Here is a 25,949-nt window from a genome sequence, read left to right as displayed (position 1 = left end):
CATGGCCCAGCCATTAAGCGCCCGTGGCGCCAAACAATATGCTGAGCTGCAGGCCGCAATCGCCGAAGCCTATGGTGTTGAACGATCGAGCCGCATGTTCAGTGTTGAACCGTCGATTGCTCAGGAGCTGAACGACGCGATCACCGCTAAGGCCGACTTCCTGGAGCGCATCAACGTCACCCCGGTCAGTGAGATCAAAGGTGAGAAGGTGTTCATCGGTGTGAACGGCCCGGTCACTGGCCGCACCAACACCAAGACAACCGATCGCGAAGCCAAGGACGCATCGGCGCTGGATAACACCCAATACGAACTGGCTGATACCCAGTCAGACGTTGGTCTTCCGTACGCCAAAATCGACGCCTGGGCGAAGTTTCCAGACTTCAAAGAACGCTACTCCGCCGCTGTGCAGAAGCGTATCGCACAAGATCGGATCGTTATCGGCTTTCACGGTACTCACGCTGCTGTTGATACTGATCTGGAAAAATTCCCCAAGCTGCAGGACGTGAACAAAGGCTGGCTGCAGCAACTACGCGAGCAGGCCCCACAGCAGGTGCTCAAAGAGGGCAAGACTGTCGGTAAGGTCACGCTGGGCGCCGGTGGCGACTACGCCAACCTTGATGCCCTGGTGCATGACACCAAGCAGATGGTGGACGAGATCCTGCGCGAAGACGGCGACCTGGTAGCGATCATCGGCACCGATTTGCTCGCTGCTGATAAGGCCAAGTTGTACACCAAACAGGGCGACACCCCGACTGAAAAGGAGCGTATCGAAAACGCTCAGGTCATTGCGACCTATGGCGGCCTGCCGGCGTTCAGCGTGCCGAACTTTCCGGTCAACGCGGTGCTGGTCACCAGTTGGGACAACCTCTCGATTTACTACCAGGACACTAGCTGGCGTAAGCAGACGATCGAGAATCCGAAGCGCTCCCGCGTCGAGGACTACAACAGCCGCAACGAAGGCTACGTGATCGAGCAACTGGAAAAGATCGCGTTCACCGAAAACGTTGAGCTGGTGGTCGCGTGAGCCTGGCCCTGGCGCACAAGCGCCGCACCCTGGCCTTGGGCAGCACTGCAGTAGCGGCGCTCGCCGCTGCTGCAGGCATGGCTTATTCCCCGGCCGATGCGCTGAGCAGTCCCGCTAATGCGCGCAAGCATCTGCTGTTGCAGGAAGCGGCACTGGATCAGGACCTGGCGCGAATCAGCGCTATCAATGGCCTGGCCGGACGCCAGGCGCTGAAGCGTGAAGAGCTGTTGCCCAAATACCAGGAATACGTCCAGCGCTACTGCGAATCGGGGCTGAACTTCCCCAACCGCGTTGCGGTGCAGGTTTTGGTCTGGCTGTTCGACACCGCCCAGTTCGAAGACGCCCTGGAGCTGGCCGACTTCTTGATGGAGCAGGGCCAGGAAATGCCGGAGCGCTTCAAGCGCCGGGACATCCAGACGTTTGTCGCTGACGCCGTGTGCGAGTGGGCCTATGCCGAATACAACGCCGGTCGCAGCCCAGAGCCCTACCTGTCGGACCTGCTGCCACGTGTAGACAACGAGTGGAACCTGACGGAACAGATCCCGAGCAAGTACCACAAGTTGATCGGCATGCGCGCCATGGAGGCCGAGCAGTGGGAAACCGCGCTCAAGCACCTTGAGCGCTCCACCGAGCTGTACCCGAAAGCGGGCAACGAAACGCGCATCGTGAAATGCCGCAAGGCATTGGCAAAACAACAGGCCAGCACGGCTTCCGAATAACCGACTACCCCCCCCCAGCGGGGACCTGTGGAAGTGAGCCGCCCATTTATGGACCGTCCCACTGAAAACAGGCTCCCCGCCCTATTTGAGCGCCCAGCGATGAGCTTTTCCGGGAAACCTACCACCTTTGTGGAGCAGACAATCGAGAACGACGGCTTTTGGCCGAACCTCTCTCTGTCCGAGTTCCAGAAGGAATACCGCCTGCCGGCGGAGTACCTGGTAGAGCTGCTGGGCGGTGATTTGACGATGGCCATGATCGAGGTCAACGGCGACCTGGCCAAGTGCAAGGCCCGGTGGCAGGCCTTCGGTATCAACAACGTTGAAGCCGCAGACACGGTGCTGCTGCCCGAGCGTACGTTCAAGGTGAAGCTGTACAAGCGCGCCGTGTACTGCCGCACCAAAGCCAATTTGCTGCCGCAGTTCGCCACGGTTACCCGCAGGGACAGCGCCGAGAACACCGGCAAGGAAGCCCCGGAGCGGGCTGAAACATTCTTGGCCTTCAGCCAGCAAGCCGTTCGCGCTCTGCAGGGCCGTGGCCGCATCACGGCGTCTTTGCAGTGATCCAGCTGCAGGCGCTGACCGCCTACCTGATGGCCCGCAACCTGGTGCCCCCGGAGCAGTTCGACAGCTGGACCGAACAGGTCAGTCTGGAGCTGATTTGGAAGCCCGACCGCGACGGCCTGCACATGGCTGATATGCGCTACCGCGCTGCGTTCTCCCTGGAGCGTTTCACCGGTCACCCGGCCAGGCTGATGGCCCTGGTGGGCAGTTGGCTGGAAACCCACGATCCCGATCGGTACCGCCACGACCTGCCGGCGCCACTGTTCGCCGTTGAGCCCCTGGACCAGGACAGCTTCGACGTGGAGCTGTCGCTGGAATTCGTTGAGCCGCAATACCTGGCCGAGGATCCCGCCGGCGAGATCGAGGCGTTCAACAAGACCTGGGCGTTCATGCCGTTCGACCTGTGGATTGCTGAACAGGGCGAGGTCGGTCATGGCCGCTAGCCCGCTCGACCTCGATGTCAGGGGTTTGCTCAACATCGATGCCCAGTTGGCGTTGCTTGACCTGTCGCCCCAGTTGCGCCGGCGGCTGTTGAACAACGTGACCAAGCGCGTGCGCTCGATGAGCCGCAAGCGGGTACGTGAACAAAAGAATCTGGACGGCAGCCCCTTCGCAGAGCGCAAGGGGTCTGCCAAGGGCAAAAAGAAGATGGAAGCCGGCCTGGCCAAGCTGCTGCAGGTCACCCGCGTCAGTTCCGATGAAGCCGAACTGGGCTGGAAAAACGCGCTTACCCGGTGGGTTGCATCCCAGCAGCACAACGGCGTCAGCGAGCGGCGTACCGCTGCACAGATGAGGCGCTGGAACAAAGTCCCGCCGGGAATTGCCTGCACCGACAAACAAGCCAAGCGCTTACGCCGGCTGGGGTTTCGCACCCGGCAGAAGGGCAAAAAGACGCTGACCAGGCCGTCAGTGGCATGGATTCAGGAACACGTGAACTACGCCAAGGCCGGCTTGCTGATCCGCATTTTGAACGATGAAAAAACCGAGACATCGGGCGCGCAAAGCTGGGACATCACCCTGCCAAAACGCCAGTTCCTCGGGGTAGAGACCGGGAGCGAAACCCGCGAGTTGGTTAACCAGGTCTTCCAACAAATCCTTAATTCACCCCGCTAACGAGGCACAGCATGGCACTTGGCAAAGTCAGCGTTAACAATCTCAATCTGGGCCAAGGTGCCGTGACTGAGATCGAACGCTATTTTCTGTACATCGGCCCCGGTCCGAAAAACACCGGCAAATTGATCGCCCTCAACACCGACAGCGACCTGGATGCCGCCCTGGGCGTGCCAGCCAGTGACCTGAAAACCCAGATCACTGCAGCACGCTTGAACGGTGGCGATCGCTGGGCCTGCCTGGCGGCGCCGATCGCAGCGGATGGCGACTGGGCCAAGGCCCTGGAAATGTCCCAGCAGCAGGGCTTTTCCGTCGAAGCGGTGGTGATCACCAAGCCGGTGGCCACCGGTGCCGAACTGTCGGCAATGCACGACGCGGCGGTGTCGATGAATGACACCTATGGTCGTCGTGTTTTTGTCATGGCGGCCACGGCAGGCCTGTCGCTGAGCCCTTTCCAGAGCTGGGCGGAATACCTGGTAGCCCAGAAGGCAATCACTGGCGGCCTGGCTGCGCCCCGGGTGTTGGTGGTGCCGCAACTACACGGTAACGACCTGGGCGTGTTGGCCGGTCGCCTGGCCAATGCTGCAGTAAGTATTGCTGACAGCCCTATGCGCGTGGCCACTGGCGCGCTGCTGGGCCTGGGACCAGTGCCTGTGGACTCCGAAGGCGTGCCACTGCCGTCCTCGATCCGATCGGAGCTGGATAAGGCGCGTTTCTCCGTCTCCCAGACCTATTCCGATTACCCGGGCGTGTACTGGGGTGACGGCAACATGCTGGACACCCCTGGCAGTGACTACCAGGTAATCGAATACCTGCGCCTGGCTGACAAGGCCGCTCGCCAAGTCCGTCCGCTGCTGATTCGCCGCGTGGGCGATCGGCGCCTGAACAACACCCCCAACAGCATGGCCGTGAACATCACCGCGCTAATGGCGCCTCTGCGCCGTATGGCCAAGTCAGTGAAGTTCGCCGGCGAGGTGTTCCCGGGCGAGATCGAATCGCCGAAGGACGGCGACATCGTGCTGGTCTGGAAGAGCAAAACCGCCGTAGAGGCGTTCATCAAGATCAAGCCCCACAACTGCCCGAAAGACCTCACGGCGAACATCGCCCTGGACCTTTCCAACGACGATTCGGAGTAACCCCCATGTCACGTATTGGCGGCAAGAACTTTGACGTGAACTTGGGCGACCTGCAGGTCCACGTCGAGAGCTGCACCCTGGACATCACCGACAACAGCAAGACCGCGCAAACCCGGGGCGTGCCTGACGGCTACGTCGACGGCGATGTGGCGGCTGCTGGCGACCTGGAGCTGGATTCCACCAACTTCAATCTGTTGATCGAGGCGGCACGCAGTGCCGGCAGCTTTCGCAAGCTGGAGGCCTTCGACGCGGTGTTTTTTGCCAAGGCTGGCGACGACGAGCTGCGCATTGAGGCCTTCGGCTGCAAGTTAAAGGTCTCCAGCCTGCTGAGCATTGATCCCAAGGGCGGCGAAAAGACCAAGCACAAGGTGCCGTTTGAGGTCACCAGCCCGGACTTTATCCGCATCAACGGCGTGCCGTATCTGGATGCCACCGAGATCGAGGGCATTAGCTGATGGTCTGCCCGTTCGATCGCGCCCAAGCCCTGGAACAACGTCAGCGGGACCAGGCTATCAACGCCCAGTTGGCCCAGGCCCGGCGTGAGTCAGCGGGCCCAAGCCTTACCCACTGCCAGGACTGTAATAACGAGATTCCTGCAGCGCGCCAGGCGCTCGGCGGCAAAACCCGCTGCGTCCTGTGCCAGTCCTTTTTCGAGAAAGGAGGGCGGCGATGAGTACGAATCAGGCGGCCCAGGACACCGCCATCGCACTCGCGAAGGCGTCACCTGCGATCGGAGTAGCGGCAACTGGAGCGACAGGGGCCGTCGACTGGTCGGCTGTTGCCTACATGCTGACTGCCGTTTACATGGTGCTGCAGATCCTGCTGTTGGTTCCGAAGTATCGCCAGATGTTGCGCGACTGGAAGGTGAAGCCATGAGCCTGCGCGGCAAGATCGCCGCCGGCGCCATTGCGCTCTGCAGCTCCACGCTGGTGGTGTTCCTCGGTACCTGGGAAGGCAACGGCCAGAACACCGTGTATGCCGACAAGCTCGCCCAGGGCCTGCCGACCGTGTGCAAAGGCATCACCCGCCATACCAGCCCTTATCCGGTGGTGGTCGGTGACTACTGGTCAGACGCGCGGTGCGACGAGGTGGAACAGCTGGTGATCAGCAAGGGCCAGTTGCAGTTGGCGGACTGCATCACCAACCAGGACGTGGGCCAGAGCACCTTCGACGCGCTGAGCAGCCATAGCCACAACTTCGGCGTGCCCAGCACCTGCGCCAGTCGTGCCGTCGCGCTGATCAATGCCGGGCGCATCAAGGACGGATGCAACGCGCTGGCGTGGGCCGCTGACGGCAAAACCCCAGTGTGGGCCTACGTCACCACCGCCCAGGGGCAAAAGGAATTTGTACGGGGCCTGCACCGGCGCCGGTTGGCCGAAGCACAGCTGTGCAAGGCGGGTTTGTAATGCGCGAAGCCATTTTCCCCCTGGTGCTGTGCCTGGTGGCCTGGTTCGCTTTCGACCTGCTGGAAGGTCAGCGCGATACCGCCCGCAGCGAACGCGACAGCGCCTTGTTCGAAGTGGAGGGCCTGCGCGAAGCGGCCCGCCTCGCCGGCGAGAGGCTGGCCGAGCGTGACGCTATCGACCTTCAACGTACCCAGGAACTGAACAATGAACGCGCCCAAAACGACGGTCTGCGCCGTGCTGTTGACGATGGCCTTAGCCGGCTGCGGATCAAAGCCACCTGCAGCGCCCCCAAGCCCGGCGATGCCGGCGCCAGCGGCGTGGCTGATGGCGGATCCGCCGAACTCTCAGCAGACGCTCGATCGGATTATTTCACCCTCAGAGATCAGCTTGCCCTCAGCAAGCAAATGATCCTGGGGCTGCAGGACCACGTGCGCCGGGTTTGCCTGCGCTGATTCACCCACTTTAAAACCTAAACGGAGCAACACGAATGACCGATAAACGCGAGATCACCCTGGAAGTAGGCGACAAGGAATTCACCTTTGAGCTGACCCCGCAGGACGTGACCAAGTACTTCAACGCCGTGACCCAGACCAACAAGGTCGCGCCGGCGAACAACCTCCTGGTGAACACCGTTAAGCAGGAAGAACGCGCCACCCTCAAGCCGATGCTGGGCAACCCGGTATTGGTCATGCAGCTGGCCGGCGCGCTCCTGGAGGAATACAGCCCAGACGTTGAAGTCACCGTAAAAAAGCCCTCGACCACGCCGAACGACTGACCGAAAACGGCCTGGGCCAACTGCTGGCCTTGGCCGGTCGCTGGCTACCAGGTGCCGAGCCCACCGCCGAGGTGATGGGCACGGCCAAGTGGCTGGAGGACGAACACTGGCGGCGGATGGAAATCGCCATCGCCAACGGCATCGCCCACGCATTGAACGGATAACCACAGATGGCTGACAAAAGCGCCCGCCTGGCCTTCATTTTGAACCTGACCGATAAGGTCACCGCCCCGCTGGGCAAGGTCAAAACGGGCTTTTCTGACCTGGCAGCACAGAGCCAGAAGAACATCACCCAGATGGGCATTGGCCTCGCTGGGATGGTGGGCGCCGGGATGGCCATCAGCGGATCCCTGGAACCTGCCCTGGAGATGAACCGTGCCCTGGGCGAGGTCCGATCGCTGGGCGTAGCTGAAGAAGCGTTGGATGCGCTGAATAAAAAGTCCCTGGATTTTTCGGTGGCCTACGGTGAAAACGCCCGGGACTTTGTGGCCTCGGCGTACAGCATCGAGGGCGCGATTAAGGGCCTGAGCGGCAGCCAGTTGGCGACGTTCACCAATGCCAGCAACCTGCTGGCCAAGGCCACCAAGTCGGACGCCGGCACCATGGGGCAGTACGTCGGCACCATGTACAACCTGTTCAAGGGCCAGGCCGATGCCATGGGCAAAGGCCAGTGGGTGGACAACCTGACCGGCCAGACGGCGACGGCTGTGAAACTGTTCCGTACCAGCGGCGAGCAGATCGGGGAGGCCTTCAAGGCCGCCGGCGGCCTGGCCAGCACCGCCGGTGTGAGCCTGGCTGAACAGATGGCGGTCCTGGGCACCCTGGGCAGCACCATGGACGGGGGCGAGGCAGGCGGCCTGTACAAGTCGTTCTTTGAGAACGTCAGCGGCGCATCGGAAAAGCTCGGTATGTCCTTTGTGGATCAGCAGGGCAAGTTGCTGCCTATGATGGACATCCTGGACAAGCTCAAAGGCAAGTTCGGGGATCTGTCGATTGAGGCCAACGGCAAGAAGCTGCGTGACGCATTTGGCGGTGAAGCGGCGCGCTTGATCACCACCCTGATGGGCGACACCGACCGCTTAAAGAACGGCATGGACCAACTGGGCAACGTGCGAGGCCTGGAAAACGCCGAGAAGATGGCCATGGCCATGGTCGACCCGTGGCAGCAGTTCGGCAGCGCCGTGCAGGCGTTGCGTATCGCGTTCGGCCAATCCTTGATGCCAATCCTGCAGCCGCTCATGGCCAGGCTGACCGGCGTGGCCACGACCCTGACACGCTGGTCGCAGTTGTTCCCCAACATCACCCGTCTGATCAGCATTATCAGCCTGGTGGTCCTTGGGCTGACGGCTGGCCTGGCAGCGCTGACCTTTGTGGTCGGACTCAGCAAGATGGTCTGGCTGTCATTGGTTACAGTCTGGCGAGTGGTACAGCTGCTGCAGCTGCGCTCTGTGGCTGCGTTCATCCTGCAGGTGGCCCTCATTGCACTGTACGTCACCGGTTTGGTCCTGCTGTATACGGCCCTCGGCATTATCCGTGGGGCCATGTTGTTGTGGCAGGGCGCGATCTGGCTGGTCAACGTGGCAATGGCGGCCAACCCGGTCGGCGTCATTGTGATGGGCATCGCCCTTCTGATCGGCGTCGTAGCGGCAGCGATCATCTACTGGGATGAGTGGACCGGCGCCTTGATGAACACCGAGGCGTTTAAGTGGATCAGCGGCCAGCTGACGGCGCTGTCTGACTGGTTCAACTCCATGGGCGGTTGGTCGGGCATGGCCAGCGCCGCGTGGGACGGCATCGTCAATATCTTTAAATCGGCCATCAATGGCTTGATCGAGATGCTGAACAAGATCCCGGGCGTGCAGATTGATGCCGCGTTTGGCGACATGCCGGCGGCACCGCAACTGCCCACCATCACCGGCCCGACGGTCGAGGCACCGTTGCTGCCTCAGCTCGTGAGCGCTCCCCAGCAACCCGTCCAGGGGCCGCCCCTGGTAATGGCTGCCGCGCAGAAGGCACAGGCCCCGGCCATGCCTGCGCTCAATGCATTGCAACCCAAGGCACAGCCGCCAGCGTTGGTGCTGGCCCCGGTACCGAAAACGCCGGCGCCTATTCCGCAGCCCCTTACGGCACCCGAGCCCCCGCGCACAGCGCCGGCACTGGTGGCCGCGCCTGCCTTGAAGGTACCGGCGCCAATCGGGCCGCAGCTAAACATCCCGCAGCCGAAGCAGCCGCCGGCGCTGGTGACCGCGCCGGCACCCACTGAAAAGGCCGAGCAAAGCCAGCAACGCATGAATGGATCTGTGGCCAGCCTGTCACCGAAGCGGCCCGACGCCGTGCCCCGGGGCGGCCTGCTGAGCAGTATCCAGAACAATAACCAAACCCAGAACAAGGGCACCCACGTGGAGAACGTCAACATTCACACCGGTAAACCGATGAACCCGCTGGAGCTGGAAGGCATGTTGGCCATGGCGGTGGGCGGATGAGCGAATACATCGACCTGTTGATCGTCGACAACGACCTGTCGCTGGACCCGTCCCGTCAGCCGCTGCTGATCGAGGACCGGGCCAGCATCGCCCAGGACATCGCGCACATGATCCGCGAAAGCGGCCTGCTGGTGACGCTGGTGGCTGAGCGTAGCCGCCTGCGCCAACGCGACTGCATCCAGCAACTGGAACTGCTGGTGGAGGCGGACGAACGCTTGGTGCCGGGCACCGCACTGATTAACCAGGTGCAGTCCGGCCAGTACCTGGTCACGGCCAAAACGCTTAAGTTTGGCGACATCGAGGTGACCCTGTGAGCGACGTAGATTTTAAACAGGCGCTCGCTGACGCCGGCATTCCCACCACCGAGGACGGCTTGCGTAAGGCCTGGGAAAAGGAAGTAGCCTCCCAGGGCAGCAAGATGAGCAACACCAGCGCTTATTCGCCGTTCTGGCGTGTGATCACGGCCCTGGTGACTAAACCGGTCATGTGGCTGATCAGCTTTGTCAGTGACACGGTCCTGCCCAACTTCTTTGTAAAAACTGCCCGGGACAAGTGGCTGGACATGCTGGCCTGGGCGGTCAACGTCGAGCGCAAAGGTGCGACCAAGGCCCAGGGCATGCTGTTGTTTACCCGGGACGTCGCCGGCGGCGTGCTGGAGCTGCCCGCCGGCGTCCTGGTGCAATCCGCCGCTATCAACGGCCATATTTACCAACTGATCACCACGCAGGCCGCAACCTTTGCAGACGGCCTGCAGCAGCTGGAAGTCCCGGTAGAAGCCCAAGAGGTTGGCAGCGGCTACAACCTGGCCCCGGGTTACTACGCGATCCTGCCGGTACCCATTGCCGGCATCGCCCAGGTGGTGAACGTCGACGGCTGGTTGATCGCACCTGGTGCAGATCCTGAACCGGACGATCAGCTGCGTTTGAGGGTGCGCAACCAGTTCTCGGCGGTCAATCAGTGGCACACCGATTCGGTATACCGCGCCATGATTTCAGTCTTCCCGGGCGTGCGGCCCGATGGTGTGTATTTCCTGCACGGAGCCCCCCGGGGCCCAGGCAGTGCCAATGCCTACGTACTGTTTGATGCAGACGTGCCGGCGGCGACATACCTGGAGCAAATCAACGCGCATATCCGCGACCAGGGCAATCATGGCCACGGCGATGATCTGTTGGTCATGGTCATGCCTGAAACCCAGCACGCGTTGAGCTTGACCGTGTGGCCACGTCAGCTACTGACCGCAGAGCAGCGCACCAAGCTGCAGGCGGAAGTGGAACTGTTCATTCGTGCGGCCTTCCGCGAAAGCAGCGCCGGCGACTATCAGCCAACACTGACTTATCCACAGTCGCGCTTTTCATTCAGTCGCCTGGGCGAAGAACTCCACCAGCAGTTCGCCGGCATCGAGTCGCTGCACTTCGAGAACGCCGACATCGTGTCAGAGCTGACCATTCCCAGGATCAGCAGCCTGCAGGTGGTGTTGGCATGATCAAGCTGAATTTGCCGTTCTGGCTCGATGGACCACAGCTCACCAAGCTGAAGGCCGCCGCCCAGTCCTGGTGGGAGAAAGTCGAAGGCTGGCTGCAATGGCCGCTCCTGCAGATGGACGCCGAGACCTGCCACCTGACCGTCCTCGATCTGCTGGCCTGGCAGCGGGACACCACCCGGTTCAAGGACGAGCCTGAAAGTTTGTATCGCTTGCGGGTCAAGTTCGCATTTATCAACGCCGTCGACGCCGGCAGCACAGCTGGGCTCAAACGCATCCTGCAGCGTCTGGGCGTGGGCTACGTCGAGATAGACGAGCGTATGCCCGATCGGGACTGGGACGTGGTGCTGCTGCGCCTTTCCGACTCCCAGCTATCGCAGAACCCCGAGCTGCTGCGCGTGCTGATTCAGCAGTACGGCCGCACGTGCCGGCGCTATGACTTTGTGACCATCACCCCCGTATCGCTGCGCATTGTCGCGGCTGACTTTAACGATGATCAGCAAACGCTGATCGCCCGCCTGTAGGAGTCCCCCATGGGAGCCAGTATTACCCTTGCAGGTGAAAGCCTGATCGCCAAAAAAACAGGCGCACAGCAGCGCCTCGATGTCGTGCGCTTTGTCTTCGCCAGCGTGCCAGGCCTGAACCCAAATGCTCCGGTCAACCGCGCAGCCGGTAAACCGCCGGCGGCGCAGATCGTCCACACCTACACGATCCCGAAACAGAACATCGGCTTTGTGAACCCCAACCAGGTGGTTTACAGCTCGATGTTGGGCAGCGATGTCGGCGACTTTGATTGGAACTGGATCGGCCTGGAAACCGCCGAGAATGTATTGCTCGCCGTGGCCTACGTGCCTGTGCAGCAAAAGCGAAAGAACATTCCGCCGCTGCAGCTGGGCAACAACGTCACCCGCAATATCCTAGTGGTGTTCGACGGGGCCCAGGCGCTGACCGGCATCACCATTGACGCCAGCACTTGGCAGCATGACTTCACCGTGCGCCTAAAGGGCATTGACGAGCGCGAGCGGCTGAGCAATCGCGACGTATTTGGTCGTGCCTGTTTCTACCGTAGCGGCCTGCAGGTGGAAAAGGTTGGGGCCGGGTATCAACTCAAGCCCGGGTTGGCCTACATCGAAGGCATCCGCGTGGAGCTGGCCAGCGCCTTGCCGATCGCGCCGCCGGCGGTACCGGCACCGGTGTGGCTGCATGTGTCATTGCGCCGTGAGTTGAACGACGTGCAGGCCAGTTGGAAAGTGGTTTTTGATCCCAACCAGGTCGACTACCTAGACACTGACGGTTCCTGGCACTACTGCATTCCCTTGGCGCACCTGGTGAACGCGAACCAGATCAACGATCTGCGCACGATTGCGCCAATCGACGGCCCGCTGGTGGATCACTTCGCCGCCAAGGTGGGCCATTACCCTGACTTACGGTCGGGGTCCGCCACCAAGCTGGCCAACCCCCGCGCTATCAACGGTGTGCCCTTCGACGGTACCCAAGACATCACGGTGCAGGACGCCACCAAACTGCCGCTGACTGGCGGCACGATGATCGGTGATGTGGTCTACGCCGCCGGCAACTATTTCGGCAGCGCCTGGGCGCGTGGGATGACGTTCACGTCCGGCGGCAACATCGTGGGCAGCATCGGCGGTTACGGCTCGTCTACCGGCTTTAAAACCCTGTTCATGGGCTTGGGCACTGATGGGTATATCTACGGCAACGGCGTGCGTGTTTCTGACGCCGGCGTGGCTATTACCGGGAAACTATCTGGCGACGGTGGCGGACTGGTTAACCTCAACGCCGGCGCCCTTACTGCAGGAACGGTGCCCCGGGTAAACCTGTCCGGCTCCTATGACATCCAGGTCACCGGCAATGCTGGTACGGCCACCCGTTTGGAAACGGCCCGCCTGATCAACGGCGTGGCGTTCGACGGTACCCAAAACATCGCGATTGGCGACGGCTCCAAGTTGCCACTTAGCGGCGGGACGCTGACCGGCGGCGTGCGATTCAACGTGCCTACGATCGGCGGATCATTTGTCAGTTGGCAGGAGCGCCAAACCGCTATCCAGATTGACTGCGCATCCAATGGCGCCGCGTATTCCGTGTGGAAAGGCACCAATTGGAGCGAGCGACACTTGGCCGCTATGGAAGTTTATGCCGGCGGAACATCGGCTTCATTACCGTCCGTGGTCATGCACGTCGGCGGTACCGTCGCAGCATTCACGTTGGACGGTGCGGGGCACCTGACCGTCAAAGGCTCGTATTTTGGCGACGGTGGGCAGTTGAGCGGCTTGAACGCCAGTGCTCTGACCCTGGGCACGCTGCCCAGAGCCCGACTGAGCGGTACCTACGACATTGCGGTGACAGGCAACGCCGCCACAGCGACCAAGCTGGCCACGCCTCGGCTGATTAACGGTGTGTCGTTCGATGGCACCGCCAACATTGCGATCGCGGATAACTCAAAGCTGCCGTTGAGTGGCGGTACCTTGAGCGGGCCTGCACGGTTCGATTTCCGTGCAATGGGCGGTGCGTACGTCGATTGGCGAACCCGACTCCCCGCTGTGCAAGTCGACTGCCCGGACAACGGCAACGCCTATCTCGTGTGGAAAGCGACCAACTGGGCAGAGCGCCATTTGGCGTCCGTAGATGTGCATGCCGGTGGTGGCTCCGCGAGCCCTGCAAGAGTAGTGATGCACGTTGGGGCAACCAACCACGCGATGACCCTCAGTGAAGGCGGAAATTTAAGTATCGCCGGCAGCTACAGCGGTAATGCCGGAGGCCTGACCAATCTCCCCCAGGCGACACCCGATGTACCTGGTGCGGTGCTCAAGAACAACGCATCCCTTGGCCCAAACGGCTGGTGGAAGTGTGCACAAACCGGGTTGATCCGTCAGTGGGGCATCACCCTGGGTGCCTCTGACACCGTGACCCACCGCAGTTTTCCGATCGCTTTCCCGAACCGCTGCGTGTCCCTGGTCGCCTCCCGGACCAGCCTTTTCTATTCGGACCCTGCCACAGGCACGAACACGTTGATCGTCAGCAACAGCCAATTTTCCGTGATTTCTGGCCCGTTCAGCTCGCCAGATGACATTTATTGGGAGGCCACAGGCTACTAATCATGAGCATATTTTTTCACGCCACAACCGCAGGCTTTTACGACACACGCGCCCACGGCGAGCGCACCTTGCTGGTAGCCGACCCGAAGTGGAAACAGCCGATGATCAGTGTCCCGGATCCCAGCTGGATGGCCTCCGAAGGTTCGAAGGACAAGGCCCCGACGATCAAAGTGAAAGACCCGAAAGCCATGCCGCCCCTGGTTGAGGTTTCCAACCCGGGCTGCAGCCTGCCACCTGCCGGCGAACTGTTGGAAATTACCCTGGGCGAGTACCAATCGTTGTTTGCCGCCCAGGCTATGGGAAAAGTCATTCAAGCGGTGAAGGGCCGGCCCGTGGCTGTCGACCCGCCGCCGCTGACCTGGGAGCAGCGCAAATCCGAGTATGTGTCCAGCGTCCAGATGTTCCTCGATAGAACGGCGAAAGCCTCCGGCTACAGTGACCTGAAGGACGCGATCACCTACGCGGATGAACCTTCGGTACCGAAGTTTCAGGCGGATGGGTTGGCGTTCCGCACCTGGCGCTCACTGTGCTGGGCCTACTGCTACGAGCAGTTGGCCGCCATCGAGCAGGACAAGCGCAAGGCACCGACCAGCGCCGAGCTGGTGGCCGAATTACCTGCCCTGGTACTGCCCAATGCCTGACGCGAACTGGGCACCGGTGACAATGCGCTGGCCCGCGCAGGCCACCGAATGGATGGGGCAATTGTCAGCCGCCCAGGGCCTGGCCGGCGGCGAGCTGGCCAGCACGGCTAAACGCCTGGCTGATTTGAGTGGCAAGACCAGTACCAGCCCGGGGCCGGTGGGTGGTGCTGCCCAAGGCGCGATCGCTGCAGGTCGTGCCGCGCTCGCCGATCAAATGGGCGAGGCCCCGGCCTGCCTGGTGGTGACACCGTTTCAAAGTGGCATTGGGCAGGGCCGCGGCTACCAGTGTTTTCTGTCTGCACCGAACTTGCTGCAGCAGTTGGCCGGCAAACTGGTGGACGTGAGCGACACAGGCCGGCCCGATGGTCAGCAGCACGCCCTATGCCTGATGTTCCTGGCCACTCGCTTTGATCAGTTGGCCGAGAGCCTGGCGCGGTTCAATGCCTTGCTGCCGATGCCTGACCTGGTGCGGGCCGAGCGCCGAGCGCGGCACCTGTCCAAACTGGAGACGGAAAAGTGGGAGATCCCCACCGCCGGCGCGTTGCCACGCTGGCAGGATCTGCCCCTGGAGCGTTGCACTGTGGTTAAAGCTGCCCAGCAATCCATGGCCGGACAGATCGCCGTCCTGGAGAGTTACGCCGCCGACAGTTCGCCCATGGCCGACCTCTCGGCCCTGGCCAACCGGAAAGCCGCCCAGCAACAGGGCCGTGACAAGCAACTGGCTGACCTGAAAGCCCTACTGGCTGATGGCAACCCTGACAGCAGCATGCGCGCACGGCTGATCGGCCCGGGCAACGCTACCGAGCTGCGCGGCCAACTGCTGGCCGGTGACGCCCCGGGACACGAATGGGTGTTGTGCGCCGGCGCGCTGCTGGTGGGATCTGAGCAGGGCCTGAGCTTTGTTCGTGAACTGGTGGGCCTATGACACTGCTACTCGACGGGCAAGAGGTGCGCGGGAAGAACCTCAAAGTCACCGGCAACCTGCGCATTGAAAGCGACGATCTGTCCGGCCAGACCAGCAACACCGACAAGGGGCACAAGGGTTTCAAGCCCAAAACCCTGACCGTCAGCCTGATGATTCCGTTTGTTGACCAGGTGCAGTTGCGCGACCTGATGCACCTGGTGGAAGCGACCGAAGGCGGTGGCCAGCTTAAGACATACCGCATCGTCAACGACACCGCTGCCGCGTTCGGCATGCGTCAGGTGACGTTCACCGAAGGCGTGAGCGCTCGGGAAGACGACAACCTGCGCGGCTGGCTGATCCAGTTCACCCTGACCGAAAAGCTCTCCAATCCGGAAAAAGTGGAAGGGCGCCGATCGGGCAACTCGGTGACGGCGCAGTCTGGCCCGGGCGGCGCGGTCGGCGGTACCGGTGGCGACACACCAGGTGGGCCCGAGGAACTGACCGGCTTTGAAGCGACGCTTAAAAAGGTGGATACCTGGTTAGGCGGGAGTCCCAAGGCATGAAGCTCCACAAGGAATTGGCCGTTAACGGCGTGCCCTATGTCCTGGTCAAAAACGAAGTCCGGCTGGACGCCAAAAGCCCCGGGCGGGCGACGTTTACTATCCAGGCCAAAGCCCCGGTTAAAGGCCTGGTAACGCTCGATATCGGCTACAACGACAGCACGCTGCAGCGGCACTTTATCGGCTACGTCGAGCGCTCCACCACGGCCAGCAGCACCCAGCAGGTGCTGTTCTGTCGTGAGCTGGCCGCGATCCTGGCCAAACCGCTGCCGTTGAACCTGCGTCACGTCGACCTGCGCGCCGTCCTGGTCGAGATCGGCCAGCACACCGGCTTGCGCTTTCGCGTCCCGGAACAGACCTATGCGAGCGTCAAGACGCCATTTTTCTACAGCCTGGCTGCCGGCTATCAAGCCATGGACAGCCTGGCCCGGGTTTTCAACATCCCCGACTTCATCTGGCAGCAGCAGGGTGACGGCGAAGTGTTTGTGGGCAGTTGGGCCGACAGCTTTTTTGGCGTGCGCACGCCGCTGCAGCTGCCGGTGGAACTGTTCGACGACTACCAGGGCAACCAGAGCGCCATGATTGCAGCCCTTCCCGGGTTGCGACCAGGTGCAACGATCAATCACGGCGAGCGCATCACCAGTGTGGCGCTCATCGACAACCAGATGGCCATCCGATGGACGACGCAATCCGCCGCAGCGTAGAACGACAATTCCCCGAACTCACCGGTGGTTACCACCTGCCACGCTTTGCCCGCGTCGTCGCCGTGGCCGACGCGCCCGCCGGCGCCGGGATCTGCGACGACTTCCGCCCGCGCTACGCGGTCGACATCGAGGTCATGGGGCCGGACGGCGAACCAGACACTAAGCTGCCGATCCTGGCCGGTGTGCCTTTACCGCTGCCCACCGGTGGCGAAGAGATGGGCATCTATGCGTTTCCGGAGGAAGGCACCCAGGTTGTGGTGTGCTTTGCCTACGGCCTGCCGCACAAGCCCTATATCCAAACTATTCTGCCCCACGGCCTGAGCATGCCCAGCGTTCCGAAGGGGGACCAGGTTTGGCAGCACAGCGAGGCGTGCCAGCAGCGCGTCGACGCCGACGGTAACTGGCTACGCCAGACTGACGGCAAGATCCTGGACAAGGCGATCGAGCGGGAAGTGGAGGCGATGGGCAACACCGAGCGGTACCAGAGCCACACCAGGACCGTGGACGACCATTCAACGGAGTCGGTTGGGGGCATCAAGACGCTTGAAGCCCTGGGCGCGCTCAAGCTGTTGTCGGGCGGATCTGCGAGCCTGGCGGCGGTGGATGATCTGCACCAGGCAACCGGGAGAGACTTGAACATGGTGGTGGGGCAGAAGCACAACGCCACGGTGGGTGGGGACATGGAGGAAAAGGTTGAAGGGGGGCGTCAGAGTGTGGCGGGTGTTAGCCAGCGGATGCAGGCACCGAAAAGTTGGATCGGCTCGCATTCTGTTAATCTTTTCCAAGTCGTGTGCGAGTTGTTAGATTTAATACAGCAAATGAATACCCAACTTGCGGTTCATACTCACCTACCTGGGGCGTCGCCCAGTCCTGCCGATTCATCTGCTTTTATCGCCAAGTCAACACGTGCCTTTTCCTTGGCGATGAAATTGAAAGATGTGACGCTCGAATAAATAGGCATAGGTAATCCGCAGGGCTTAGCAGGCATAACACATGCTTTCTCACAAGATTTTTGCTAGCGAGAAAGCATGCGTTTGCTAGCCAGACTTTTAATCCTCCTGGAGCATGTCTTTTAAAGTAATTTCGCCCCTCAGCATTTTCAAGAATGTTGATTGACCACCGCTTCCAGGCGCGAAGTTTCGGATGGTGAAGTCTTCGTCTTTCAGTTCGATATGCTTCAGCTGCTGTGCAAACTCTTTAACTGTTGGGATTCGGCCGTAGTCTTCCCTCGCCAGTTCAGGGTACAGATCTTCTCTTAGATAAATCATGAAGGCCTTGAATGCGTTCGATCTCGGAAGAAGGTTACCAACCCGATCAACTGCCTTCCAAGATTCGGGCCATTTCATTTCGATTGCGGAAAAATAGTTATAAATAATTTCAGCAATGTCGACTTCTTTGTCTGAAATAAACATATTGCGGAATGGGAACTTCTTTAACTCGAGTTCGTTGGCCGTTTTTAGCTTTCGATTTGCCAAAAGATCGTTTCTGTCTTGAACTGGATCCGGTGAAATAAACTTTACCAAGGACTCTACAAACGAGGCCTGAGTCAAAGGTTCTTTTTTTCTACCCGGAGTTGCAGTTCCCAGCCGTTTGATTCTTTTGTAGAGCGGGCTCGAAGGCTCGTCATCTAGTGCGACAGCTACGTTGTGGCATGTTTTATATGGGCTAGATGTGTTTGCAAGTTCTGTAAGATCATAAACTAGGCTTTTGTTAACTTTTGTTTGTGCTAGGTTCACTGTCGCAAATATATTGGCTTGTTCGGAAACGTCGGCGCCTATGAACAGAGATACGTTTATGTCGAACTCGTTTTCTCCGTAATCGAAGCTCCAGTTTCGATCATCGTCCATAAAGGCAGCGATTCGATGCTGTCCATCTATAACTTTTGCGATTTTATCAAATGGTATTCCGCTCTCTTCTGAGTCTGCGGTTGGGTCAAAAGCTCTCAGAGTAAGTGTGCCCATGTAATCATTGATGGCTTCGTATTCAGCGCAGCGCTCATCAACTGCAAGTATCACTGAAGTAGGAAAGGTCGCGTCATTGCCTTGAATGTATTTTTTTATGTCTTTAATGCGTTTTGGGCTTACTGGGCGTTGAATGCCAAGATACTTTTCTAAGTCTCGCTGATCCTCTGCCAAACGCCGAACGTCAGAGAATGAGATCTCTACCAAGTCCTTCGCTTTTACCGAGGCAATGTAAAACGTGCCAATCGGCTGTTCTACTTTCAGAACCGGTAAGCATAATTCCTTGTTGCTCATTATGTATCTCCTCGGAATTTCAATCGCTCAGCTAAACCATTCGATACCATTTTCTCTGACTTTCGAGTGGCGACGACAAAGTCGCCCGCATGGATCCCATCCAATAATGAAAGGTACCAGCAGTAGAGTGCAAATAGATAAATAAATACTGAATATTTGGTCAGAAAAAGGTTCAAGTAAGTAGACTTGAAATTGTCAGGATTGGTCTTTAATGCACTAAATGCAGATGCTGTAAGTAAAATCATCAACAGAGCAGTAAATACAACCGTTCCATAGCCATTAAATAGCTCCCGCAGGCTTTGCGACAGTTTCTTGTTGAAACTATCTTGGCTTGAATTAATGTATTTTTCATACCATATGTAAAGGATTGGAGTGAGAAAAGAAGCCGTATACACAAATTGTTCGGATACGGAAATTGACTCACTTAATCTATCAATCCAATCGGAAAGTGCTGCATCACCTCCCAAGTTAACTGGTGACAAGAGCGCGGCAAAAATGACTGGTAGGCTTGTCAGTACCCACAATACTGCAAATTTTTTTAGGGCACTCATGTGCGCTTCATATGGAAAGCATGATAAACACTGTAAATAAGGAGTTTTGCTAATTATTTTTAGAAGCATTTTATCACCATTTCTTCGTACCTTCCTCTGGCAGCAGATTTCCCTGCTATTACACTCGCCCGATCTAAAACTATTAATTCGCCTATATCTTCGTAGATGTCTCGAATGCTTTCATGACATGCGTTTGTAACTAATACCTTTGCTCCGCGACTGGAAGCGGCTTTTACGCTATCTCGAAGCCTAACCTGATCGTCCCAAGAGAAAATACTTTCGTTATACTTGATAAAGCCGTTGTAGTTATGTTTTACGGTATAAGGAGGATCTACGAAGACGAAATCATTAGCGCCGGCTCTTGAGATTACTTTCTCAAAGTCTCCGCATACCAATTCTGCACCGACCAACAATTTTGCGGTCGCCTTGAAATCATCGGTCTCAAGTATAACGTTCTGCTTCGTACCAATGGGGACGTTAAATTTACCTTCTAAGTTTACTCTGTAGAGACCATTCCAGCATGTCCGATTCAGATAAATGAATTGGGCTGCTCTGGTTTCAGGTGTTCTCATTTTTTTTGAGCGTTGAAGGTAATAGTACTCTTTGCAGTGAAGCCGGTGATGTAGTTTTAAATGTTTAACGACCGTCGGCCAATTCTCTTTTATTGCGGAATACGTTTCAATAAGTTGTTCGTTTTTATCGCAGAGAAGCGCGGCAGCAGGCTGCAGACTAAAGTAAACAGCTCCGCTGCCTAAGAAAGGCTCAATAAATCTATCGTAACTGTCATTTAAGAAGTTTGAATGTTTTTCAACCAGCCAGCGCTTGCCTCCTGCCCACTTCAGGAAGGGTATAAGCTTTTTAGTATCCAAGGTTTCCAAACTGATTTCCTAAATTTAGGCCTAATTAATTCAGCCTAGTTGCAGATTAAAGCGAGGTGTTGAAGCCGATGCATTGCTCGCTTAACCATTCCATAGCTCGCGACTATACCCCCATGACTCGGTAGGACGCTACGACCAACGGGCAAATTGCCATCGTAGTGTAGACACCTGTTGTGAGCAGGGAGAATGCTATTCAGATATCAAAAGTGCTTTCTGTAGCTCAGATGCTTGTACGCTCGTCTCTGGCCATCCTACCAATTTTTTGCTTGGTGAGGACGAAAGAGGTGAGAGCCTGACTTTCAGGGCGAGGGTCCGAATCGATGATACGACGAAAAAATGGCTGAAAAAGCACTTATCCCCCTCCCGCCGACGGGGTTTGCGTCCTTTTTTTGTGCAAACCCAGATGTAGTGCAAACGGACTCGTAGCCCAGGCGGGCCGGCGCGCTCTACGGGCGACCGGCAGTTTCACGGATTGCAAAGATTTGAAGAGAAGTGCAGGGCGGTCGCACAGCGACGTAGCAGGCGATCATGAACGTGGCAGGCTTGGAGGCCCCGGGTTCATTGGTTGGAAGGGAAGAAAACGTAGGAATACGGGCATTTTCCGAAACGAGATAGATCTTTTTTCTCGCCGTCTGTAGCTGTCTTCGAAGAGGCTGAAAGCTGCCGCAAGCCACGAAACGTGTGGGCCTTGTCGAGATTGAAGCATTTCACAATTTGTCCCGCCTCCTTAGCTGGCTCCTGACCTTTTCAGGCGTGCCAAGCCTTGCTTGATATGCCCCGCGTTCTCACCGATTGCCTCTAAGGACCCACGCACGTTTTCAGCTGCTTCTGCTGAGCCTTGTTGTTCCAGGCGTAGGGTGATCTCCATCACAGCTGCTTCAAGTGCCAACTGATTCTCGTACATCCTTTCAAGCACATCTGAGAGCGAATATTCATGCGCCATATGAAGGTTCCTGTAGTGAACTATCAGACTAGCCTCAAGCTGCAGGATTCGCCTCACAGACGGCTTTTTTGGAACCAGGGCTGGGAAAAAGGTAATTTTGGTTAGGAAAGGCACGAAAGCCGCTGCAGCCCACGTAGTCCATGGGGTTGGCGCATTACCTTGAGGAGTAATATTTGGTAATGGCAAAGGTAATATTCGTCCAAGTGCCCGGTTTTGCTGGGGATTGAGCTTGTCAGGAATTACCCGACGAAAAGGTAATGACCTAACCTATAAATTACCAAATTATTACCTTTCTAAATATCTATCAAACCATTGAAATTAAAGGGTTTTATTCTGATTTTCCAAACGGATTACCAATATTACCTTTTTCCCGTGCCTCAACATAAACCGGGCGGCACGCCGTTTTTTACCCCTTCTCGACGCTCGCGCACTAACTTGGTGCAAAACCCATGGGACTACCATGGGACTGAGAAAGCCGATTTTTTTGAGCGACACCATCGCTGCAGCCCGCGTAAATCGGGTGCTTGCATAATGAAAGTGACTTTGCGGGTAGTTTCGAATCTCTCCTTCACCGCCACATTCGATACACACAAAACCCCTGGTTTTCCAAGAAAACCAGGGGTTTTGTGGTTTCTGCCGTCTGAAAAATACACAAGGCATGTGGAGTATCCAGGAATAAGCACCGCCCCCCTGTGGGAGCGAGCTTGCTCGCGATGACGGCCATACATCCAACATCAAAGTGACTGATCCACCGCTATCGCGAGCAAGCTCGCTCCCACAGTGGCCTGATTACCAAACAGCATCAGACAACCTCACAGCAGTATCGGGCAAAGGTTTCTGGGCACATGCCGTTAAGGTCCTCCTGGAAGAGCGCCTTATCAACTGCATTGCTGTGAGAGAACATCATGACCAGATGGATGAATTTTGCTTGGCGCGTCCAGGCGCTTGCACTGTCTTTAATATTTTTTACGAACAACGTCTGGGCTTCGGAAAACACCCAGCACGCGAATGCGACTCTGGTCCGCCAGGCGTTCACTCACTGGCAGCAGGGCAAAGGCACGGTGTTCGATCTGCTGGCGCCCAATGCGAAATGGACCGTGGCCGGGACGAGTCCTGTTTCCGGTGTCTATAACAGCAAGGCTGAGCTGGCCCAAGTCGTGCGGCCGATTACTGCGCGACTGACAACACCGATTGTCCCCACGGTGCAGAGCATCGTTGCCCAGAATGATGTCGTGGTTGTTCTGTGGAATGGAACAGCCACGGCGCTTGATCACAAACCCTACAACAACACCTACCTGTGGCACATGACCTTCAAGAATGGTCAGGTCATTGAAGTCACAGCCTTCCTGGACACCTACGTGTTGAACGATCTTATGCGGCGCGTAAAACCCCCACAGTAGTGGCTGGGCTATCTTGTTGGCTGTGAAGCAGTTCGCTTTTGCGTAGCGTGCTCTTCAAAAGGTCTACTCGATTCAGAACAAAAACCGGAAATGCGTGGTCTTTGTCAGTACCCCAAGTTCGTCTCTCCCTGAGGTCGCACATGAGTCTGATCGATTGCCCTGAATGCGCTTCCCGAATTTCCGACAAGGCCTACGCCTGCCCACATTGCGGCAATCCTTTCCGGGAGCCGAGTTTCCGCCTGACCGAAAAGAACGTGGGGCAGATTGCCGGGGTGACCGGCGTCTGGCTCACCGCGCCCTGGATCGCGCGGATGGTCTTTGGTGTGGTGGCCGTGATTGCGGTGGCCGCGGTGTTGATCTTGCGGTGACCCGTATCCGCGACTGTCGGCTTATGTGTTCAACGGCAACTGCGGACTGTCCGGATTCAACTGCTGCCGCCTGAACTGCCCCGGCGGCTGCCCATGTATCTGGCGAAACCGCCTGGAAAAATATGCCTCGTCGGCAAACCCGCACAACCTCGCCACTTCGCCTACGGGGCGGGTGCCATTGAGCAAGTAATTGCGCGCCGCATGCATCCGGCGTTCGAGCACCAGTTCGGTGAAGGTCTTGCCGATTTCCTTGCGCAGCCAGTGGGTCAGGTACGTCGGCGACAAGTAAGTCGCCGCGGCCACTTTGATCAGGTTGAGGTCAGGATCGGCGATGTTCTTGCGCAGGTACTCGGACATCCGGCCCAGCGCATCGCGTCGGCTGACTTCGGCGGCGTTCTCTTCGGCCAAGCGCTTGAGCGGCTCGGCGTACAAGGCGCAGACGCTGCCGATCAGTTGCAGCAACAAGCCTTTGAGCATCTCGCGGGTGCCGAACTGACGGTTCTGGTCCAGGCCACGCATCTGCTCGATCAGCGCGCAGGCTTTGGCGAAATCCTCATCCCCCAGAATGAAGTCCAAGTGTTCCTGGAAACGGAACGGCGACAGTTCCGGCGCCAGCAGAATCGAGACCTCTTCCAGGTCCATCGGGTCGCACTGCAAATGCGGCAGCAGGAACGTCTGGGAAAAATTGATCACCATGAAGTTGCTCTCGGCCGGGTGCGGAATCACGTGCACGCGGTGGGGCAGGATGAAGGCCAGGGTGTTGCGCGGAAACGGACGTTCGACGTTGCCAATGTGTTGCACGGTGTCGCCGCCAAGGTTGATCTGGATCTGGAAGTACTCGTGGCGGTGCGGGCTGGTTTCGGCGCGCCGGCCCTTTTTGTCGCGGATGTAGAAATCCGTCAATTCGCTGCGTTGCTGCATGACGTAGGTGGGGACTCGGCTCGGTGATGACATCTCCTGGGAATCCTTTGCGGTGCATGACGGTGATGACGATTGTGACGGTGCATCTGGATGATTTTCAAGAAGTCATACGATGACAAAGCTGTTGGCGTGAATTTTCTGCCTCTCGAAAATGGAGGGCACTTGTCCAAAAACGATAAGTTTTAGATTGTTAATTTATCTTTTAAAAACAAATATTTAAGTTTGTTGTAGCAGGAATGATAAAAAATTCACCAATCTGATTTTTTTGGACAGGTTCCTTGGACGCGGTTTTAAACGGGAAAAATGATCTAACAGCTCAGTTGATTTTGAGTTGTTGTACGACCACTGTTGAGCCACGCAACCCGACCCTCCATCCAAAAACAATCAAAAGGTGCGCACATCATGAACCTGTTCCTGCTTCACGCTGACCCTCCCGACCGCTCCTGCAACAGATCCTGTTGCAAGGCCTTTTCGAACACCTGACACCGGCTGTTCGTACCTCTCATTCCAGTAGCGATTGTTCTGCCCCGGCATCGAGGGCATTGATTTCGGCTGCTCGTAAACATTTCGACGCTTCTAACAATAACGAGGTCCACTCATGTCGAATTCCCACACCTCCCAGACCGCCGCCGCACCGGTGGTTGCCGGCGCCCGGGACGCCGCAGTGCCAGAGCGTCTGCCGTCTCGGCGGCGTTGGTTCATGCTGTCGTTGCTGCTGATCGCGACGATCATCAACTACATCGACCGGGTGAATATCTCGATTGCCGCGCCGTTCCTCGCCAAGGACCTGGGCCTGGACAAGATCGAGATGGGCCTGATTTTTTCCGCGTTTGCCTGGACCTACGCGATCGCACTGGTGCCGGCCGGCTTCATCGCCGATCGCTTCGGTTCCCGGTTCACCTACGGGGTGTCGCTGATCAGTTGGTCGACCGTCACCGTGTGCCAGGGCTTGGCCACGGGCTTCGCTTCGCTGTTCGGTCTGCGCCTGGCCGTCGGCGCTATGGAAGCGCCGGCGTTTCCGGCCAACAGCCGGGCGGTCACGGTGTGGTTCCCGGCGCGGGAGCGGGGCCTGGCCAGTAGCATTTATGTCTGCGGCCAGTACTTGGGCACGGCGCTGTTTACCGGAGCGCTGCTTTGGCTGGCCACCACCTATGACTGGCGCCATGTGTTCTACAGCACCGGCGCACTCGGCATCGTCTTCGGTGTGGCCTGGCTGTTCTTGTATCGCGACCCGATGAACTGCAAGAAAGTCAGCAAGGAAGAACTCAAGTACATCGAAGCCGGGGGAGGGCTGGTCAAGAGCAGCCAGGAGCGCACCCGCTTCAACTGGCGGCAGATCGCCGAGCTGTTCAGCTATCGGCAGGTCTGGGCGATTTGCATCGGCAAGTTCGCCAGCACGTCGGCGCTGTACTTCTTTCTCACCTGGTTCCCCACGTACCTGATCGAAGAGCGTCAACTGACCATGATCAAGGCCGGGATCTTCGCCGTGCTGCCGTTCGTGGGCGCGACGGTGGGCATCCTGCTCGCCGGGATCGTGTCCGACCTGCTGATCCGTCGCGGCTACTCGCTGTCCTTCGCCCGCAAGTTGCCGTTGGTGGTCGGGTCGATGCTGGGCATGTCCATCGTCCTGGTGAATTTCACCGAATCGAACGTGATCTGCATCGCCGTGCTGACGATTGCTTTTTTCGCCCAGGGCATCGCTTCGTCCTCGTGGGCGGCGGTGTCGGAAGTGGCGCCCAAGGAACTGATCGGGCTGACCGGTGGGATCACCAGCCTGGCGGCCAACATCGGCGGGATTGTCACCCCCATCGTGATTGGCGCAATCGTCCACAAGACCGGCTCATTCGCCTTGGCCTTCTGGTTCATCGGCGGCGTGGCGCTGATCGGCACCTTGTCCTATTCGTTGCTGCTTGGCCGTTTGTATCGCATTGAACTCAAGGCGCGCTGAACCCGGAAAAAGCCGTTTTTCTCCAACACGAGGCGGCATTCCTCCAACTTCGCCAGGGATTGCCGCCGT

At 58.3% G+C, this 25,949-nt stretch carries 31 protein-coding genes; 26 read left to right on the top strand and 5 right to left on the bottom strand.

Going from position 1 to position 25,949, the window contains the following annotated elements:
* Position 1 precedes the first annotated feature (1 nt).
* The 23 genes from LOY50_RS19860 to LOY50_RS19750 all read left to right on the top strand — a co-directional run bounded on the left by LOY50_RS19860 (position 2) and on the right by LOY50_RS19750 (position 17,569).
* Positions 2 to 1,024, top strand: a complete 1,023-nt coding sequence (locus LOY50_RS19860; RefSeq protein WP_258688977.1) for a phage major capsid protein, P2 family — start codon at positions 2 to 4, stop codon at positions 1,022 to 1,024.
* On the top strand, positions 1,021 to 1,743 hold the full coding sequence (gpM, locus tag LOY50_RS19855) for a phage terminase small subunit (RefSeq protein WP_099312197.1): 723 nt from the start codon (positions 1,021 to 1,023) through the stop codon (positions 1,741 to 1,743). Before LOY50_RS19860 ends, gpM begins: the two co-directional genes overlap by 4 nt.
* 99 nt (positions 1,744 to 1,842) lie before the next feature.
* Positions 1,843 to 2,304, top strand: coding sequence for a head completion/stabilization protein (locus tag LOY50_RS19850; RefSeq protein ID WP_258691262.1), 462 nt, complete (start codon positions 1,843 to 1,845; stop codon positions 2,302 to 2,304).
* The gene (locus LOY50_RS19845; protein WP_258688976.1) at positions 2,301 to 2,747 is read left to right on the top strand and encodes a phage tail protein; all 447 of its coding nucleotides are present in this window, start codon (positions 2,301 to 2,303) and stop codon (positions 2,745 to 2,747) included. The genes LOY50_RS19850 and LOY50_RS19845 overlap by 4 nt, the downstream gene beginning before the upstream one ends.
* Positions 2,737 to 3,417 carry a phage virion morphogenesis protein gene (locus LOY50_RS19840; protein ID WP_258691261.1) on the top strand — a complete coding sequence of 227 codons (681 nt, stop codon included), beginning with the start codon at positions 2,737 to 2,739 and terminating at the stop codon, positions 3,415 to 3,417. Before LOY50_RS19845 ends, LOY50_RS19840 begins: the two co-directional genes overlap by 11 nt.
* Positions 3,418 to 3,428: 11 nt before the next feature.
* Positions 3,429 to 4,550 carry a DUF2586 domain-containing protein gene (locus tag LOY50_RS19835; RefSeq protein ID WP_258688975.1) on the top strand — a complete coding sequence of 374 codons (1,122 nt, stop codon included), beginning with the start codon at positions 3,429 to 3,431 and terminating at the stop codon, positions 4,548 to 4,550.
* Positions 4,551 to 4,555: 5 nt separating this feature from the next.
* On the top strand, positions 4,556 to 5,005 hold the full coding sequence (locus LOY50_RS19830; RefSeq protein ID WP_099312207.1) for a phage protein: 450 nt from the start codon (positions 4,556 to 4,558) through the stop codon (positions 5,003 to 5,005).
* A complete protein-coding gene (locus tag LOY50_RS19825; RefSeq protein ID WP_258688974.1) occupies positions 5,005 to 5,223 on the top strand; it encodes a TraR/DksA family transcriptional regulator in 219 nt (72 codons plus the stop codon). Before LOY50_RS19830 ends, LOY50_RS19825 begins: the two co-directional genes overlap by 1 nt.
* Entirely contained in the window at positions 5,220 to 5,426 is a 207-nt protein-coding gene (locus LOY50_RS19820) for a hypothetical protein (RefSeq protein WP_063033543.1), read from the top strand. Before LOY50_RS19825 ends, LOY50_RS19820 begins: the two co-directional genes overlap by 4 nt.
* Positions 5,423 to 5,956, top strand: a complete 534-nt coding sequence (locus tag LOY50_RS19815) for a lysozyme (protein ID WP_258688973.1) — start codon at positions 5,423 to 5,425, stop codon at positions 5,954 to 5,956. The genes LOY50_RS19820 and LOY50_RS19815 overlap by 4 nt, the downstream gene beginning before the upstream one ends.
* Complete coding sequence (locus LOY50_RS19810; RefSeq protein WP_258688972.1) at positions 5,956 to 6,408, top strand: lysis protein; 453 nt, start codon at positions 5,956 to 5,958, stop codon at positions 6,406 to 6,408. The genes LOY50_RS19815 and LOY50_RS19810 overlap by 1 nt, the downstream gene beginning before the upstream one ends.
* A gap of 35 nt (positions 6,409 to 6,443) precedes the next feature.
* A complete protein-coding gene (locus tag LOY50_RS19805; protein ID WP_099312215.1) occupies positions 6,444 to 6,731 on the top strand; it encodes a putative phage tail assembly chaperone in 288 nt (95 codons plus the stop codon).
* A gap of 20 nt (positions 6,732 to 6,751) precedes the next feature.
* Positions 6,752 to 6,895 carry a DUF6890 family protein gene (locus LOY50_RS19800; RefSeq protein ID WP_370881270.1) on the top strand — a complete coding sequence of 48 codons (144 nt, stop codon included), beginning with the start codon at positions 6,752 to 6,754 and terminating at the stop codon, positions 6,893 to 6,895.
* A gap of 6 nt (positions 6,896 to 6,901) precedes the next feature.
* Positions 6,902 to 9,214, top strand: a complete 2,313-nt coding sequence (locus LOY50_RS19795; protein ID WP_258688970.1) for a phage tail tape measure protein — start codon at positions 6,902 to 6,904, stop codon at positions 9,212 to 9,214.
* Positions 9,211 to 9,528 carry a DUF2590 family protein gene (locus LOY50_RS19790; protein ID WP_226476991.1) on the top strand — a complete coding sequence of 106 codons (318 nt, stop codon included), beginning with the start codon at positions 9,211 to 9,213 and terminating at the stop codon, positions 9,526 to 9,528. The genes LOY50_RS19795 and LOY50_RS19790 overlap by 4 nt, the downstream gene beginning before the upstream one ends.
* On the top strand, positions 9,525 to 10,697 hold the full coding sequence (locus tag LOY50_RS19785) for a baseplate J/gp47 family protein (RefSeq protein WP_258688968.1): 1,173 nt from the start codon (positions 9,525 to 9,527) through the stop codon (positions 10,695 to 10,697). Before LOY50_RS19790 ends, LOY50_RS19785 begins: the two co-directional genes overlap by 4 nt.
* A complete protein-coding gene (locus tag LOY50_RS19780) occupies positions 10,694 to 11,218 on the top strand; it encodes a phage tail protein (RefSeq protein ID WP_099312221.1) in 525 nt (174 codons plus the stop codon). The genes LOY50_RS19785 and LOY50_RS19780 overlap by 4 nt, the downstream gene beginning before the upstream one ends.
* A 9-nt stretch (positions 11,219 to 11,227) precedes the next feature.
* A complete protein-coding gene (locus tag LOY50_RS19775; RefSeq protein ID WP_258688967.1) occupies positions 11,228 to 13,807 on the top strand; it encodes a phage tail protein in 2,580 nt (859 codons plus the stop codon).
* Positions 13,808 to 13,809: 2 nt separating this feature from the next.
* Complete coding sequence (locus tag LOY50_RS19770; protein ID WP_258688966.1) at positions 13,810 to 14,448, top strand: hypothetical protein; 639 nt, start codon at positions 13,810 to 13,812, stop codon at positions 14,446 to 14,448.
* Positions 14,441 to 15,373 (top strand): hypothetical protein, encoded by a 933-nt coding sequence (locus LOY50_RS19765; RefSeq protein ID WP_258688965.1) that lies wholly within the window; start codon positions 14,441 to 14,443, stop codon positions 15,371 to 15,373. Before LOY50_RS19770 ends, LOY50_RS19765 begins: the two co-directional genes overlap by 8 nt.
* Complete coding sequence (locus LOY50_RS19760; RefSeq protein WP_258688964.1) at positions 15,370 to 15,915, top strand: DNA-binding protein; 546 nt, start codon at positions 15,370 to 15,372, stop codon at positions 15,913 to 15,915. Before LOY50_RS19765 ends, LOY50_RS19760 begins: the two co-directional genes overlap by 4 nt.
* Positions 15,912 to 16,616, top strand: a complete 705-nt coding sequence (locus LOY50_RS19755; protein ID WP_258688962.1) for a hypothetical protein — start codon at positions 15,912 to 15,914, stop codon at positions 16,614 to 16,616. Before LOY50_RS19760 ends, LOY50_RS19755 begins: the two co-directional genes overlap by 4 nt.
* On the top strand, positions 16,589 to 17,569 hold the full coding sequence (locus LOY50_RS19750; RefSeq protein ID WP_258688960.1) for a hypothetical protein: 981 nt from the start codon (positions 16,589 to 16,591) through the stop codon (positions 17,567 to 17,569). The genes LOY50_RS19755 and LOY50_RS19750 overlap by 28 nt, the downstream gene beginning before the upstream one ends.
* A 96-nt stretch (positions 17,570 to 17,665) precedes the next feature.
* On the opposite strand, the gene LOY50_RS19745 is transcribed toward LOY50_RS19750, so the two are convergent.
* The 4 genes from LOY50_RS19745 to LOY50_RS19730 all read right to left on the bottom strand — a co-directional run bounded on the left by LOY50_RS19745 (position 17,666) and on the right by LOY50_RS19730 (position 21,243).
* Positions 17,666 to 18,871, bottom strand: coding sequence for a DGQHR domain-containing protein (locus tag LOY50_RS19745; protein WP_258688959.1), 1,206 nt, complete (start codon positions 18,869 to 18,871; stop codon positions 17,666 to 17,668).
* Complete coding sequence (locus LOY50_RS19740; protein WP_258688958.1) at positions 18,871 to 19,422, bottom strand: hypothetical protein; 552 nt, start codon at positions 19,420 to 19,422, stop codon at positions 18,871 to 18,873. The genes LOY50_RS19745 and LOY50_RS19740 overlap by 1 nt, the downstream gene beginning before the upstream one ends.
* A 59-nt stretch (positions 19,423 to 19,481) precedes the next feature.
* On the bottom strand, positions 19,482 to 20,300 hold the full coding sequence (locus tag LOY50_RS19735) for a Dam family site-specific DNA-(adenine-N6)-methyltransferase (RefSeq protein ID WP_258688957.1): 819 nt from the start codon (positions 20,298 to 20,300) through the stop codon (positions 19,482 to 19,484).
* Between the two features lie 727 nt (positions 20,301 to 21,027).
* Positions 21,028 to 21,243 (bottom strand): hypothetical protein, encoded by a 216-nt coding sequence (locus LOY50_RS19730; protein WP_258688956.1) that lies wholly within the window; start codon positions 21,241 to 21,243, stop codon positions 21,028 to 21,030.
* A gap of 917 nt (positions 21,244 to 22,160) precedes the next feature.
* On the opposite strand from LOY50_RS19730, the gene LOY50_RS19725 reads away from it, so the two are divergent.
* Together LOY50_RS19725 and LOY50_RS19720 are read left to right on the top strand one after the other, a co-directional pair.
* On the top strand, positions 22,161 to 22,643 hold the full coding sequence (locus LOY50_RS19725; RefSeq protein ID WP_258691260.1) for a nuclear transport factor 2 family protein: 483 nt from the start codon (positions 22,161 to 22,163) through the stop codon (positions 22,641 to 22,643).
* Between the two features lie 140 nt (positions 22,644 to 22,783).
* Positions 22,784 to 23,011 (top strand): integrase, encoded by a 228-nt coding sequence (locus tag LOY50_RS19720; RefSeq protein ID WP_003204158.1) that lies wholly within the window; start codon positions 22,784 to 22,786, stop codon positions 23,009 to 23,011.
* A gap of 21 nt (positions 23,012 to 23,032) precedes the next feature.
* Here the strand turns inward: LOY50_RS19720 and LOY50_RS19715 are convergent, their stop codons facing one another.
* Positions 23,033 to 23,965, bottom strand: coding sequence for an AraC family transcriptional regulator (locus LOY50_RS19715; protein ID WP_027911477.1), 933 nt, complete (start codon positions 23,963 to 23,965; stop codon positions 23,033 to 23,035).
* Between the two features lie 565 nt (positions 23,966 to 24,530).
* On the opposite strand from LOY50_RS19715, the gene LOY50_RS19710 reads away from it, so the two are divergent.
* On the top strand, positions 24,531 to 25,880 hold the full coding sequence (locus tag LOY50_RS19710) for an MFS transporter (protein ID WP_258688955.1): 1,350 nt from the start codon (positions 24,531 to 24,533) through the stop codon (positions 25,878 to 25,880).
* The last annotated feature ends 69 nt before the right edge of the window (positions 25,881 to 25,949 follow it).

It is taken from the genome of Pseudomonas sp. B21-010 (assembly GCF_024749325.1).
Classification (GTDB): Bacteria; Pseudomonadota; Gammaproteobacteria; order Pseudomonadales; family Pseudomonadaceae; genus Aquipseudomonas; species Aquipseudomonas kilonensis.
Note: the sequence above shows the minus strand (reverse complement) of the source record. Positions and strands in the feature narration are given on the sequence as shown.